Origin of the sequence: Sphingomonas tabacisoli (assembly GCF_042678385.1) — a bacterium.
Classification (GTDB): domain Bacteria; phylum Pseudomonadota; class Alphaproteobacteria; order Sphingomonadales; family Sphingomonadaceae; genus Sphingomonas_B; species Sphingomonas_B tabacisoli.
The window spans coordinates 1,680,937-1,694,357 of record NZ_JBHUDY010000001.1; the positions used below are offsets into that span (position 1 = coordinate 1,680,937).

The 13,421-nt window shown below is 66.4% G+C and carries 12 protein-coding genes; 8 read left to right on the forward strand and 4 right to left on the reverse strand.

Going from position 1 to position 13,421, the window contains the following annotated elements; translation table 11 throughout:
• The first annotated feature begins 92 nt into the window (after positions 1-92).
• From ACFSCW_RS08725 to dnaA, 5 genes are all read left to right on the forward strand, one after another.
• A complete protein-coding gene (locus ACFSCW_RS08725; protein ID WP_380890065.1) occupies positions 93-2,138 on the forward strand; it encodes a transglycosylase domain-containing protein in 2,046 nt (681 codons plus the stop codon).
• 76 nt (positions 2,139-2,214) lie between these two features.
• The gene (locus ACFSCW_RS08730) at positions 2,215-3,408 is read left to right on the forward strand and encodes an acyl-CoA dehydrogenase family protein (RefSeq protein WP_380888458.1); all 1,194 of its coding nucleotides are present in this window, start codon (positions 2,215-2,217) and stop codon (positions 3,406-3,408) included.
• 21 nt (positions 3,409-3,429) lie between these two features.
• Positions 3,430-4,569, forward strand: a complete 1,140-nt coding sequence (locus ACFSCW_RS08735) for an acyl-CoA dehydrogenase family protein (protein ID WP_380888459.1) — start codon at positions 3,430-3,432, stop codon at positions 4,567-4,569.
• Between the two features lie 101 nt (positions 4,570-4,670).
• A complete protein-coding gene (gene rpsT, locus ACFSCW_RS08740) occupies positions 4,671-4,934 on the forward strand; it encodes a 30S ribosomal protein S20 (protein ID WP_380888460.1) in 264 nt (87 codons plus the stop codon).
• A gap of 446 nt (positions 4,935-5,380) precedes the next feature.
• Positions 5,381-6,724: a chromosomal replication initiator protein DnaA gene (gene dnaA / locus ACFSCW_RS08745; protein ID WP_380888461.1), complete on the forward strand. Its 1,344-nt coding sequence runs from the start codon at positions 5,381-5,383 to the stop codon at positions 6,722-6,724.
• 152 nt (positions 6,725-6,876) lie between these two features.
• Here the strand turns inward: dnaA and ACFSCW_RS08750 are convergent, their stop codons facing one another.
• The 4 genes from ACFSCW_RS08750 to secB form a co-directional block, all read right to left on the reverse strand.
• Positions 6,877-7,554, reverse strand: a complete 678-nt coding sequence (locus tag ACFSCW_RS08750) for a DUF4136 domain-containing protein (protein WP_380888462.1) — start codon at positions 7,552-7,554, stop codon at positions 6,877-6,879.
• 95 nt (positions 7,555-7,649) lie between these two features.
• The gene (gene trpS / locus ACFSCW_RS08755) at positions 7,650-8,657 is read right to left on the reverse strand and encodes a tryptophan--tRNA ligase (RefSeq protein WP_380888463.1); all 1,008 of its coding nucleotides are present in this window, start codon (positions 8,655-8,657) and stop codon (positions 7,650-7,652) included.
• 7 nt (positions 8,658-8,664) lie between these two features.
• Entirely contained in the window at positions 8,665-10,251 is a 1,587-nt protein-coding gene (gene murJ, locus ACFSCW_RS08760; RefSeq protein WP_380888464.1) for a murein biosynthesis integral membrane protein MurJ, read from the reverse strand.
• A 33-nt stretch (positions 10,252-10,284) separates the two neighbouring features.
• Positions 10,285-10,791: a protein-export chaperone SecB gene (secB, locus tag ACFSCW_RS08765; RefSeq protein WP_380888465.1), complete on the reverse strand. Its 507-nt coding sequence runs from the start codon at positions 10,789-10,791 to the stop codon at positions 10,285-10,287.
• Positions 10,792-10,963: 172 nt separating this feature from the next.
• On the opposite strand from secB, the gene ACFSCW_RS08770 reads away from it, so the two are divergent.
• The 3 genes from ACFSCW_RS08770 to ACFSCW_RS08780 are packed head-to-tail and all read left to right on the forward strand — an operon-like array spanning position 10,964 to position 13,399.
• Positions 10,964-11,617, forward strand: a complete 654-nt coding sequence (locus tag ACFSCW_RS08770) for a Tim44/TimA family putative adaptor protein (protein WP_380888466.1) — start codon at positions 10,964-10,966, stop codon at positions 11,615-11,617.
• Positions 11,614-12,852: a murein transglycosylase A gene (gene mltA / locus ACFSCW_RS08775; protein ID WP_380888467.1), complete on the forward strand. Its 1,239-nt coding sequence runs from the start codon at positions 11,614-11,616 to the stop codon at positions 12,850-12,852. The genes ACFSCW_RS08770 and mltA overlap by 4 nt, the downstream gene beginning before the upstream one ends.
• A complete protein-coding gene (locus ACFSCW_RS08780) occupies positions 12,827-13,399 on the forward strand; it encodes a Smr/MutS family protein (protein WP_380888468.1) in 573 nt (190 codons plus the stop codon). The genes mltA and ACFSCW_RS08780 overlap by 26 nt, the downstream gene beginning before the upstream one ends.
• The last annotated feature ends 22 nt before the right edge of the window (positions 13,400-13,421 follow it).

A 13,421-nucleotide genomic window follows, 5' to 3' on the forward strand; every position in this document is an offset into this window, starting at 1 on the left:
GTCGGGACTGACGGGAGGGCCTTCCCGTCAGCCTTCATTCACTGTAGTAGCGCCATAAGACACGCCAGGATTTTCCTGTGAACGACGGGCGCATGCGGTACGATCACGATTGGGACCCTCGGCTGGAGGCGCTTGAGCCGCTGCCGGACCTTGAGCCGCTGACGCCGGAAGGCGAGGCGGACGAATCCGCGCCGCCGCGCCGCCGCTGGATCAAGAAGCGCTACGTCGCGGCCGGCATCGTCGCGGTGTTCATGCTGCTGATCGGCTGGCTCGCGATCACGGCGCCGCTCAGCCGCTCGCTTCAGCCGATCGCGCCGCCCAGCATCACCCTTGTCGCAGAAGACGGCACCCCGATCGCGCGCAAGGGCGCCGTCGTCGCGCAGCCGGTCAAGCTCGCCGAGCTGCCCAAGCACGTGCCCGAGGCGTTCATCGCGATCGAGGACCGGCGCTATTACCGCCATTGGGGCGTCGATCCGATCGGCATTGCCCGCGCGGCCTGGCGCAACATGGCCGCCGGCGGCGTGCGCGAGGGCGGCTCCACCATCACCCAGCAGCTCGCCAAGGGCGTGTTCCTGTCGAACGATCGCAGTTTCGGCCGCAAGGGCCGCGAAGTGCTGATCGCCTTCTGGCTCGAGGCCTGGTTGACCAAGCAGGAAATCCTCGAACGCTATTTGTCGAACGTTTATTTCGGCGACAATGTGTACGGCATCCGCGCCGCGGCCCGACACTATTTCAGCCGCGAACCGGAGGAACTGACAGTCGGCCAGGCCGCGATGCTCGCCGGGTTGGTCAAGGCGCCGTCGCGGCTCGCTCCGACCCGCAATCTTGACGGCGCGCGCGCGCGGGGCAGGGTGGTGTTGCAGGCGATGGCCGATGCCGGCTTCATTAGCGCGAAACAGGCGCGGGCCGAGCCGCCGGTGCGCCTCAAGGTGCGGCGCGAATCGAACATGCCGACCGGCACCTATTTCGCCGACTGGGTGATGCCCGCGGCGCGCGATCAGGCCGGCGCGGTCTATGAGAAGCAGGAAATCCCGACCACGCTCGACATCCGCCTGCAGCGGCTGGCGGAGGCGGCGATCCGGCGCGGCTCGATTCGCGGCGCGCAAATGGCGTTGGTCGCGATGCGGCCGGACGGGCGCGTGGTCGCGATGGTCGGCGGCCGCGATTATGCCGACAGCCCGTTCAACCGCGTAACGCAGGCGCGGCGCCAACCGGGCTCGACGTTCAAGCTGTTCGTCTATCTAGCCGCGATCCGCGCGGGCATGACGCCGGATTCGATGATCGACGACAAGCCGGTCACGATCGACGGCTGGACGCCCACCAACAGCGACAAGAAATATCGCGGCCGCATCACGCTCCGTCAGGCCTTCGCGCTGTCGAGCAATGTCGCCGCCGCGCGACTCGCCGAGCAGGTCGGGCGCAAGGCAGTGATCCAGGCGGCCCGCGACCTGGGCGTCGCCAGTCCGCTCGCCGACACGCCCAGCCTTGCGCTTGGTACCTCGGGCGTGACCCTGCTGGAGCTCACTTCCGCCTATGCCGCCGTCGCCGGCAACAACCTGCCCGTGCGCGCCTACGGTTTGCCGAAAGAACCGCAAGGCTGGATCGCATCGCTGTGGAATCGTCCGAAGCGTCTGTCGAGCCGCGAGCGTGATATGCTGCTCGACCTGCTCTCGGCGACCGTCCAGCGCGGGACCGGCCGCGGCGCACGGCTGGCGGTCGACGCGTTCGGCAAGACCGGAACCACCCAGGACGCGCGCGACGCGATTTTCGTCGGTTTTGCCGGCGACCTGGTGGTCGGCGTCTGGGTCGGCCGCGACGACAATCAGCCGATGCCGGGTCTCGCCGGCGGCGGAGCCCCCGCGCGCGCTTGGCGCGACTTCATGAGCCACGCGATCCCGGGCGCCGCGATCCAGGCGCCGGAGCCGGTCGAAAACCCCGAGCCTGTGATCCAGGTGGATGAAAACGGCATCAACGGCAGCATCGATGTCGGCCCCGTCCAGTTCGGCATCTCCACCGACGGCGATGGCGTGCGACTGTCGGCGACTCCCTCCGACTCGCCGCCGCCACCGCGCTCCGAATCGCGCGCCCCGCCGCCGGAAGAGCCCGGTCCGGACGAGGAACCGCCGCAGGAGTTCTAGCCTGCCGTAGCGTCCGTTTCCGCTCGCTTGCCGTTAACGTAAACTGTGCCTAACACCGCCTCAAAGGAGAGGTGAGATGGACCTGGAGTTCAGCCCCGAAGATATCGCGTTCCGGGAAGAGGCGCGGCGCTTCATCGCCGAGAATTATCCGAAGGCCCTGCGCGGCAAGCAGGAGGAAGGCGAGGAGCTTTCCAAGGAAGATTTCCTGAGCTGGCACCGCGCACTGGCGAAGCAGGGCTGGATCGCCCCGGCCTGGCCGAAGGAATATGGCGGCCCCGGCTGGACGACGACACAGCGTTTCATCTGGTCTGAAGAGCTCGCCCGCGCCGACACGATCCCGATCCTGCCTTTCGGCATCAACATGGTCGGCCCGGTTATCTACACCTTCGGCACGCCCGAGCAGAAAGCGCGCTTCCTGCCGCGCATCCTGTCGGGCGAGGATTGGTGGTGCCAGGGCTATTCGGAGCCGGGTGCCGGCTCGGACCTCGCCAGCTTACGCACCCGCGCGGTCCGCGATGGCGGCCATTATGTCGTCAACGGGCAAAAGACCTGGACGACGATGGCGCAGCATGCGGACTGGGGCTTCTTCCTTGTTCGCACCGATCCCGACGCCAAGCCGCAGGAAGGCATCAGCTTCCTGCTGATCGACATGAAGTCGCCCGGCGTCACTGTCCGTCCGATCATCACCTTGGGCGGCGAGCACGAGGTCAACGAAGTGTGGCTGGAGGACGTGCGCGTGCCCGTCGACCAGCGCATCTATGAAGAGAACAAGGGCTGGACTTGCGCCAAGTTCCTGCTCGCCCACGAACGCACTGGGATCGCGGGTGTCGCGCGTTCGAAGCGCGGCGTCGAGCGGATCAAGAATATCGCGCGGACCGAAATGGACGGCGACCGCCCGTTGCTCGCCAATCCCTTCTTCAAGCGCAAGGTGGCCGAGCTGGAGATCGACCTCACCGCGCTCGAATATACCGAGCTGCGCACGCTCGCATCGGAAGCTTCGGGGCGTGGACCGGGCCCCGAATCGTCGCTGCTCAAGATCAAGGGCACCGAGATCCAGCAGCGCATCACCGAGCTCGCGCTGGAAGCCGTCGGTCATTACGGCGCGCCCTATTTCCGCGGCTTCGGCGAAGGCGACAACGAGCATCCGATCGGGCCCGACTACGCCCACCGCGCCGCGCCGACCTATTTCAACGGCCGCAAGACCAGCATCTATGGCGGCTCGAACGAAATCCAGCGCAACATCATCGCGAAGATGGTGCTCGGCCTCTGAGGCCGGGCAGGGGAGGAACCGGTGAACTTCACGTACAACGAGACGCAGCAGATGCTGCGCGACACGCTCGCGCGCTTTCTGGCCGACACTTATGATTTCGAAACCCGCCGCAAGATGGTCGCCTCCGATGCCGGCCGCGATCCTGGCATCTGGCGGGCACTTGCGACCGAGCTCGGCATCCTCGGCGCGCCGTTCGGCGAGGAGCAGGGCGGCCTTGGCGGCGGCGCGGTCGAGAATCTGATCGTGATGGAGCAATTGGGCGAGGCGATCGCGATCGAGCCTTACCTCCAGACCGTCGTCATCGGCGGCGGCGCGCTGAAGGCGGTCGGCGGGGCTCAGGCCGATGCGCTGATCCCGGCGATCATCGGCGGCGATGCAATCATCGCCTTCGCCTATGCCGAGCCGCAGGGCCGCTATGAGCTTAACAATCTCCGCACCACTGCCAGGCGCGACGGGGGAGGCTGGGTGCTGAACGGCCACAAGGCGGTGGTCTATGCCGCGCCCTGGGCGACGCACTTGCTGGTCACGGCCCGGACCGGCGGCGGCATGCGCGACAAGGAGGGCGTCTCGCTCTTCCTGATCGAAGCGAACGCCCCCGGCATCGTCCGCCGCGACTATCCGACCGTTGACGGATTCCGCGCGTCCGAAATCTATTTCGAGAACGCCTCCGTTCCGGGCGACGCCTTGCTGGGCGACGAGGGCGGGGCGCTGCCGCTGATCGAGAAGATCGTCGACGAGGCGACGGTCGCGGTCTGCGCCGAGGGCACGGGCGTGATGCGCCGGCTCCACGCGGGCACAATGGACTATGCCAAGCAGCGCAAGCAATTCGGCCGCGCCATCTCCGACTTCCAGGTGCTGCAGCACCGGATGGTGGACATGTTCATGGAAGTAGAACAGTCCGCTTCAATGACCTTGATGGCGACGCTGAAGCTGGACCTGCCGGACGCCGAGCGAATGGCCGCGGTCAGCCAGGCCAAGGCGAAAGTCGGCAAGGGGCTGAAGTTCACCGGTCAGAGCGCCGTCCAGATCCATGGCGGCATCGGCATCACCGACGAACTGGCGATCGGCCATTATTTCAAGCGCGCGACGATGATCGAGGGCCAGTTCGGCAGCGTCGATCACCACCTCGCGCGGTTCGAGCGGCTGACCATTCCGGACTGACGGTTGACCCTGTGGCGGCTCTCGGTTATGGGCCGCCGCTCCGGGGCGTGGCTCGTGTCGCGCCCCTCTTATTTTCACGCTTATCTTTTCGAGGACTCTCAATGGCGAATACGCCGCAAGCCAAGAAGCGCATCCGTCGCAACACCCGTCGCGCGGAGATCAACAACGCCCGCGTCAGCCGCATCCGCACTTTCGTGAAGAAGGTCGAAGCGGCGATCGAGTCGGGTGACAAGGCGGCAGCTTCGGCGGCGATCGCGGCGGTTCAGCCGGAACTGGCGCGCGGCGTGGCCAAGGGCGTGCTTCACAAGAACACCGCGGCGCGGAAATTCGCGCGCCTGACGAAGCGCGTGACTGCGCTCGCCTGAGCGCTCGCTTCTCATCTCGATCAATATGCGAACGACGCCCGTCGGCAGCTCTGCCGGCGGGCTTTTTCGATTGTGTCGCAACCGTTACGAACAAGTGACGGACAATCCATGATTCGTTCTCCTGCACAGCCGTGTAAGCAGAGATTATCTATTTAAATCATCAGCTTACCATCGCTCTGAGCGGAAATGGCGGAAATGCGCGTCAACCTGATTTATTTCAGTTTCGCGAAAAACCGGCACTTGATCGACTCCTGAAACCGGCCCTACAAATCGATTCCCGGCGCTCGAATCGCTGTGCCGGGATCACGTCGCGAGTGAGTATTCCCCGCCGATTCTCGTTGGATTCGGCCGTGGGGAAACTCGTGTCCGACACACGCTGGCGGCCGGGGGGCCCGTAGAGCGAAGGAGGGGCAATCGTGGGTCCAATGTTGGTGCGTGAGAGGTTTATGGATCGCGGAGAACAGGTGTCGGTCGCCTGGGCGGGTATCCGCGAGGGGCTGAAGCGCGACTGTGGCGCGCGGCTGTTCGATCATTGGCTGAAGCCGATCATGCTGGCGGGGATGAGCGACAAGGGCGACGTGATTCGCCTGACCCTGCCGACCGAGTTTCATGCGAATTGGGTGCGCGCGCATTATGCCGACCGGCTGCTGCTGGCCTGGCGCGCGCAAATTCCTGCGATTCGCGAAATCCGGATCGAGGTCGCGCCGAGCGAAGTCGTCACCCGCATCTATACCGCGGACGAACAGGACGCCGCGCCGGCCGCGCCGCCGGTGCCGGGCTTCGATGCCCGACAGACCTTCGATCGCTTCGTCGTCGATGACGAGAATCGTGTCGCCTGCAACGCCGCCAAGGCGCTGGCTTCGGGCGAGCTGCGCTTTTCGCCGCTGTTCATCCATTCGGCGACGGGGCAGGGCAAAACCCACCTGATGAATGCGATCGGAGCAGCCTACCGGGCGCGCGTGCCGGGCGCGACGATTCTGTTCATGTCCGCCGAGCGCTTCATGGTCGAGTTCGTCTCGGCGATGCGCGACAAGGACACGCTGGCGTTCAAGCAGCGGCTGCGTTCGGCCGATCTGCTGATGATCGACGACGTGCAGTTCATCGCCGGCAAGGGCTCGACCCAGGAAGAGTTCCTGCACACGCTGAACGAGCTGACCGGCGCCGGCAAGAAGGTCGTGATCAGCGCCGACCGTGCGCCCCAGGCGCTCGACGGCGTCGAAAGCCGCATCCTGTCGCGGCTCGCCAGCGGCCTCGTCGTCGACATCAAGCCGGCGACGTTCGCACTGCGCTTGAAGATCGTGAAAGCGAAGCTGGCGGGCATGCAGGACGTTCAAATGCCCGAAGCCGTCGCCGAACTGTTGGCGGCGCGCATTCAGACCAGCGTTCGGGAACTTGAAGGCGCGCTCAACCGATTGACGGCCTATGCGCTGCTCAACGACCGCGCGATCGACCTTGCGTTCGCTCAGGAAGTGCTCGGCGAAATGCTGAACGCCTCCACGCGCCGCATCACGATCGACGAGATCCAGCGTGCGGTCTCGGCGCACTATGGCATGCGTCAGGCTGAGATGGTCTCCGCCCGCCGCGCCCGCGCCGTCGCCCGCCCGCGCCAGATCGCCATGTATCTGGCCAAGCGCCTGACGCCGCGCTCGCTGCCGGAAATCGGCCGGCGCTTCGGCGGCCGCGACCACACCACGGTGATCCATGCGGTGAAGCAGATCGAACGGCTGCGCGGCGAGGACGCCGATCTCGACGCCGACGTGCGCACGCTGATCCGCCAGTTGGAGGCGTAAGAACAACCCTCTCCCGCTCCGCGGGAGAGGGCGACTCAGCCCTGCAGGGCTGAGCGGGGAGAGGGTCTTGGGCGCCGTACCAAAAGCCCCTCTCCCCGCTCGCGCTCGCAAGCACGAGTCGCCCTCTCCCCAAAAGGGGAGAGGGAATGTGATTAAGAGCGCCGCTTCGGCGGGGGCGGCACCGTGATCCGCACCGTCTCGCCCGAATTGCCCGGGAAGCCGGTGAACATCGCTTCGATCAGGTTCGGCACCAGATAGGGCAGGTTGTCGCTGCGGGAGAGCGCCTTGGCGGTGCCTTCGAACAGGCGCTTGTTGTCGGCAGTGCTGTCGATCTCCATGCGGAGCTGGCTTTGATAGACGGTGTAGCTGCGGATCTCGTCGCCGCAGCCGATGCCGCAGCCCCATAGCCACGGATCGTACCAGCCGCCGCGCCAGCCGAGTCGACCGAAATAGGGCCGGCCGAAACCACCGCCCCAACCCCAGCCACCGAAACCGCCATAGCTGTTCCAGCCCGGAATCGTCTCGATCCGGTCATGGCCATGGTCGACATCGTAATCGAGCGACACGACCAGGTTGGCGCCGCGTGGGTCGGTGGCCTGGCGATAGCCGAATTGCTCCAGCCGCTGGGCGACGAGTTGGGCATAGCTGCCGAACTCGATGCCGCCTTGCAGCGCCGGGTTGCGGGCCTGAACGAAGAACGTCTGACCTTGCGCCGGTGGCGGCAAAGCCTGGAAGCGCGACACGCGGGCATCGAAACCCTGCGCACAGGCGCCGAGTGCGATTAGGGAAAGCGGCGCGAAGGCCGTGATGATTTTCTTGGGCAGCGACATGCCGAAATGACCTCGTTCGGATCGGGCTGGAATCAGCCTATCCCGATTGTTACGCCTTGTCACTGAACGGCGGTTGAACGCGCATCGGGCACGGTTCAGCGTTGCAAGCCCAATGCCTTATAGGCTCCGTCCAGCACCGGCGCGGCCAGCTTTCGCGCCGCCTCAGCCCCGCGCTCCAGCACTCGATCGATCGCCGCGTGATGGTGCTTCAGATCGAGGAACCGCAGCCGGATCGGCCGCAGTGTCTCGACCAGCCGCTCAGCCAGCGCCGGCTTGAACGCGCCGAAGCCGTGGCCGGCAAACCGCGCCAGCACCGCTTCGACGCTCTCGTCGCTCAGCGCCGCATAGATCGCGACCAGGTTTTTCGCCTCGGGCCGTCCGTCGAGCTCCGCCGCATTGTCGGGCAGCGGCTCGGGGTCGGTTTTAGCCTTCCTAATCTTCTGCGCGATGTCGTCGTCGCTATCGATCAGGTTGATCCGGCTCATGTCCGACGGATCGGATTTGGACATTTTCGCCGTGCCGTCGCGCAACGACATGATCCGCGCCGCGGCCGGCGGGATGATCGGGTCGGGCAGCACGAACAGCTCGGTATCGAAATCGGTGTTGAACTTGGCCGCGATGTCGCGCGCCAACTCCAGATGCTGTTTCTGGTCCTCGCCCACCGGCACGTGCGTGGTCTCGTAGAGCAGCACGTCGGCCGCCTGCAGCACCGGATAGGCGTAAAGGCCCACGCTCGCGCCTTCGCGGTTCTTGCCGGACTTTTCCTTGAACTGCGTCATCCGGTTCAGCCAGCCGATGCGGGCGGTGCAGAACAGCAGCCAGGCCAGCTCGGCATGCGCCGGCACCCGCGCCTGATTGAACAGCAACGCCTTGTCCGGATCGACGCCCGCCGCGATCAGGGCCGCCGCCATCTCGCGGGTGTTCGCCGCCAGATCTTCCGGCTTGTTATAGACCGTGATCGCGTGAAGGTCAGCGAGGAAGAACAGCATGTCGCCGCCCGCGGCCGCATTCTCGTCCTGCATCCGCACCCAGTTGCGGATCGCACCGAGATAATTGCCGAGGTGGAGATTGCCGGTCGGCTGGATGCCGGAAACGATACGCATGTCGGTCCTATTTCTGTGTGGCGGCGCGGCGGGTGAGCAGCGTGCGCAGGTCGCTAACCCGGAACGCGCCGGTCAGGAAGCAGGCAATTGCATAGACGGCCGCGCCGCCACCGGTCAGCACCGCCAGCGCGACCGCGCGGCGCAGGATGTGCCCGGTCAGATACGGCCAGGCGATCGGGGCCAGCAGCCACAGCGCCCCGCCCATGATCAGCGCGGCCAGCGCCAGCCGGGGGAGGCGCCTCTTCAGCCGCGCATCGGCGTGGAAATGCCCGCGCTTCTTGAGCTCGTGATAGAGCATCCAGGTGTTGAGGCACGAGGCGACCGCCGTCGCGAGCGGCGGCCCGACATGGCCGAAGCCGAACCGGCCCAAGGTCGGGATCAGGATCAAATTGCCGACCAGGTTCACGCCGACCGAAATGGTCGCGAACTTGACCGGCGTTTTGGTGTCCGCCCGCGCGTAGAAGCCGGGGGTCAGCACCTTCACCAGCACATAGGAGGGCAGGCCGATCGAGAAGGCGGAAAGGGCCCAGGCGCAGCGGATCGTGTCCTCGGCGGCAAAGCGGCCATGCTCGAACAGCCCACGCACGATCGGCGCCGAGGCGAAGATGAACGCGACGGTCGCCGGCAGGGTCAGGAACAGCGCGAGCTCGATGCCGCGGTTCTGGGTGTCCATCGCCTCGGCGTCCTTGCCGGTCGAGAGCAGGCGCGAGACGGTCGGCAGCAGGATCGTGCCGAGCCCGATGCCGATCAGGCCCAGCGGCAATTGGTTCAGCCGGTCGGCATAATAGATATAAGAGATCGAGCCCGGGTCGAGCAGGCCGCCGGCAAGTGCGGTCGATATGGCGAGATTGATCTGCACCGCACCCGCGCCGGCGGCGGCGGGCAGGATCAGCCTCATCAACTGGCGCACATCGTCGTCCAGCTTCGGCATCTTGAGCTTGAGGCTCACGCCCGCTTGCCGGCACGCGAGCATCAGCCAGCCGAGCTGCAGCGCGCCGCCGACCGTCACAGAAATCGACTGCGCGCGCGCAGTCTCGTACGCGTCGTGGCCGTGGAAGAACCACAAAGCCGCGATCATCGAGATGTTGAGCAGGATCGGCGCCGCCGCATTCACCCAGAAACGGTCGAGCGAGTTCAGTATCCCGCCGAGCAGCGAGGCGAGCGAGATCAGCATCAGATAGGGGATCGTGATCCGCGACAGCGTGACCGCGAACGCGAATTGCTCGTGCGTCGGGTTCTTGAACCCGCCCGAAAGTCCCCAGGTCACCGGCCAGGCCGCGATCAGCATCAGCGCCGTGAACAGCGCCAGCACCGGGAACAGCACCGCCAGCGCCTGTTCGGCAAAGCGCAGGCCCGCGCTTAGCTCGCCGCTCTCACCGACCTTGCGGTTGAACAGCGGGATGAACGCGGCCGAAAACGCCCCTTCCGCGAACAGCGCGCGGAACATGTTCGGCAACCGGAAGGCGACGAAGAACGCGTCCGACGCAAACCCAGCGCCGACATAGCTCGCCTGCAGCGTGTCGCGGACAAGCGCCAGCACGCGACTGACCAAAGTTAGCCCGCCGACCGAACTCAGGGATTTGACGAGGGACACGCTATGGCTTCCTCGTCACGGTCCGGTCGCGGATCAGGCCTGGCCCGCCGGTTCGCCCTGGGCGAGCTGACCCGCCTGCTGGGCCTGCTGCATGTACAGGCCGGCAAAGTCGATCGGCTCCAGCATCAGCGGCGGGAAGCCGCCGTCGCGGACCGCATCGGCCAGCACGCGGCGGGCGAACGGGAAGACGAGGCGCGGCGCTTCGGCGTAGCAGAAGGGCTGGATCTGCTCTTCCGGCACGTTGCGGATGCCGAACAGCCCGGCATAGGAAAGCTCGACCGCGAAGGCCGTGCCCTGATCGCTCTGCGCGCGCACGTCGATCTTCAGCACGACCTCGTACACGTCGTCGGCGGCCTTGTTCATCGCGATGTTGAATTGCACGTCGATGTTCGGCTGCACCTGCCACTGGTAGACGGCCGGCGCGTTCGGGTTCTCGAACGACAGGTCCTTCACATATTGGGAAATGATCGCGACCTGCGGCATGTTGTCCGCGCCGTTGCCGAGCGTCTCCTGACCCTCAGCGCCCATTTCCTCTGCCATGTCGATCGAACCTTCTCTTGAATGATGTTGCGGGCGCTCGGCCCCTCGGAGCGCGCGGTTAGCAGGCAGCGCCTTCGCTCGCAATGCCGCGGTGGATCGTTAACGCGTCCCAAGCATTTGAATCGCACAGGCCATGCGCCTATGTTGCTCCGGATAAGCTTTCGGAGGTTTGGTGGTCGGGATCGTTCTGCTCGCGATGGTTGCCGCGTTTCTGGCGCTGCGACTCTACATGGTGCTCGGCAAGCGGAGCGGCCATGAGCAGGCGCTGCCACCGAAGCCGGCCGAAGAGCGGCTCGCTCCCGTCCAGCAACTCCGCGCCGTTCCCGAGGCGGTTGCCGAAACGCCGGCTCCTGCCGATTCGGTGATCGATCCGGGCGCCACCAGCGGCGTCCGCGCGATCCTGTCCGCCGATTCGAGCTTCGACGTCGCTCGCTTCCTCGACGGCGCGAAATCCGCCTATCGCATGATCCTCGAAGCCTTTTGGAAAGGCGATAGTGACGAACTCGGCTGGCTGGTCGGCCCCGAGGTTGCCCACGCGTTCCACGATGCGATCGAGGCCCGCAAGGCCGAGGGCCACACGCTCGACAATCGCCTCGTTTCGATCGAGAGCGCGCGTATCGAAGCGGCGCGCCTTGAGGGCCGCACGGCGTTCGTGACGGTTCACTTCGTTGCCGATATCGCGGCGGTCACGCGCGATGCGGAAGGCAATGTCATTGCCGGCACGCTCACCGACGCGGTGGCGACCAACGATAGCTGGACCTTCAGCCGCAACCTGAAGGAGTCCGATCCCAACTGGCTGCTCGTCGAAACCGACGAGGCCGCGTGAGCTTCCGCCGCTCGGCCGCGATTGCGGCCCTGCTGTTCGCAGCCGCTTGCGTGCCCAAGCCGCAACCGCCGCTTGGCCCGCGGCCTTTACCGGCGCCCACGCCCGTTCCGACGCCGACGCCTCCGCCCGCCAACGCGCTCAGCGTCGGCGTGACGAGAGGCCCCGCGTCGCTGGCGATCAGCGACGAGCAGGCCGCCCGCGCGCTGACCGCCTTCCGGCTGAGTTGCCCGTCCTTGCTGCGGCGGTCGGACCCCTCCGGCATCGCCGCCGACTGGTCGCCCGTTTGCGAGCGCGCCAGGACGGAAACCGACGCGCGCGCTTTCTTCGCGACAGGCTTCGAAGCCGCGCAGGTGGGTGAGGGCGCCGCGACGGTGACCGGCTATTACGAGCCGGAAATCGCAGCCTCGCACGAGCCGCAACCGGGCTATGCACCGGTTTACCGGATGCCCGACGATGTGGTCGAGCAGCAGATGCCGGTTTGCCCACCCCAGGCCGATCCGCTCGCGCCGCCAGCAGATCCCGCGACCTGCCCGCTGAAGAAGCAACGCGGCCGCATCGTCGACGGGCAGTTTCAGCCCTATCTCGACCGCACCGAGATCGAAGAGGGCGCACTGGCCGGGCGCGGGCTTGAATTGGCCTGGGCGGTCGATCCGGTCGCGCTGTTTTTCCTGCAGATCCAGGGTTCGGGCCGGCTGCGTTTCCCTGACGGCAGCGTGATGCGGATCGGCTATGCCGGCCAGAACGGCTATGATTACACCGGCATCGGCGCGCTGATGAAGCAGCGCGGCTTGCTCGCCCCCGGCCAGACCAGCATGCAAGGCATCGTCGCCTGGCTCCACGAGCATCCGGAGGAAGGAAAGGCGATCATGCGGGAAAACCGCAGCTACGTCTTCTTCCGCGAGATCACCGGTCCAGGCCCAATCGGCGCAATGGGATTGCCGGTCGCTCCGCGAGGCACCGTTGCGGCCGATCCGCGCTTCACGCCGCTCGGCGCGCCCGTGTTCCTCGATCTCGACAATTCCGACGCGAAAGGCCTTTGGGTCGCGCAGGACACCGGCGGCGCGATCAAGGGGCCGAACCGCTTCGACACCTTCTGGGGCGCGGGCGACGAAGCGGCGCGCATCGCCGGCGGCATGTTCGCCCGCGGCCGCGCCTGGCTCCTCCTCCCTCTCGGCACGATCGACCGCTTGTTGGCGCAGGGAGGCCCCGTTGCCGGAGCGCCCGCTCGGCGCTGAGGAAGCCGCGCTCTGGGCGCGGGTGATCGCCAGCGTCGAGCCGCTGGCGGGACGGACGGCTCTGCGGCCCGCAGGAGTTGCAGAGGCCAATCCAAAACCGTCCATGCCGAGCGAAGTCGAGGCACGCCTTCACTCCGATCGAGTAGCGAAGCCGGTGCGTCCCTCGACTTCGCTCGGGATGGACGGGCAGGGCACAAAACCTCCCTCAAACACCCTGGACGGAAGCTGGGATCGGCGTCTTTCCCGCGGCCTCGTCCAGCCCGATCTCGCCGTCGATCTCCACGGCCACACGCTCGACACGGCCTACCGCACGCTCGATGCCGGCCTCGATCAGGCGATTTCACGCGGAGCCCGCGTCCTGCTGCTGGTCACCGGCAAGCCGCGCGCGCCCGGCTCCGGCCGCGGCATGATTCGCGCCGCGGTGGGCGACTGGCTCGCTGCCTCGCGTCACTCGTCAGACATCGCTGCCGTGCGCGGCGCGCACCAACGCCACGGCGGGTCCGGCGCGCTCTACATCATCCTTAAGAGGCGCCGCGAGCCGCGTTAACCTCTTATTAGCCTTGTTCGCT

What these genes read in the sequence shown, in the direction of transcription:
- trpS (WP_380888463.1), bottom strand. Translation starts at nt 8,657, where the DNA reads ATGCGTATCGTTTCCGGCATCCAGCCGACCGGCAATCTCCACCTCGGC.
- dnaA (WP_380888461.1), top strand. Translation starts at nt 5,381, where the DNA reads ATGGATCGCGGAGAACAGGTGTCGGTCGCCTGGGCGGGTATCCGCGAG.
- ACFSCW_RS08750 (WP_380888462.1), bottom strand. Translation starts at nt 7,554, where the DNA reads ATGTCGCTGCCCAAGAAAATCATCACGGCCTTCGCGCCGCTTTCCCTA.
- rpsT (WP_380888460.1), top strand. Translation starts at nt 4,671, where the DNA reads ATGGCGAATACGCCGCAAGCCAAGAAGCGCATCCGTCGCAACACCCGT.
- secB (WP_380888465.1), bottom strand. Translation starts at nt 10,791, where the DNA reads ATGGCAGAGGAAATGGGCGCTGAGGGTCAGGAGACGCTCGGCAACGGC.
- ACFSCW_RS08730 (WP_380888458.1), top strand. Translation starts at nt 2,215, where the DNA reads ATGGACCTGGAGTTCAGCCCCGAAGATATCGCGTTCCGGGAAGAGGCG.
- ACFSCW_RS08725 (WP_380890065.1), top strand. Translation starts at nt 93, where the DNA reads ATGCGGTACGATCACGATTGGGACCCTCGGCTGGAGGCGCTTGAGCCG.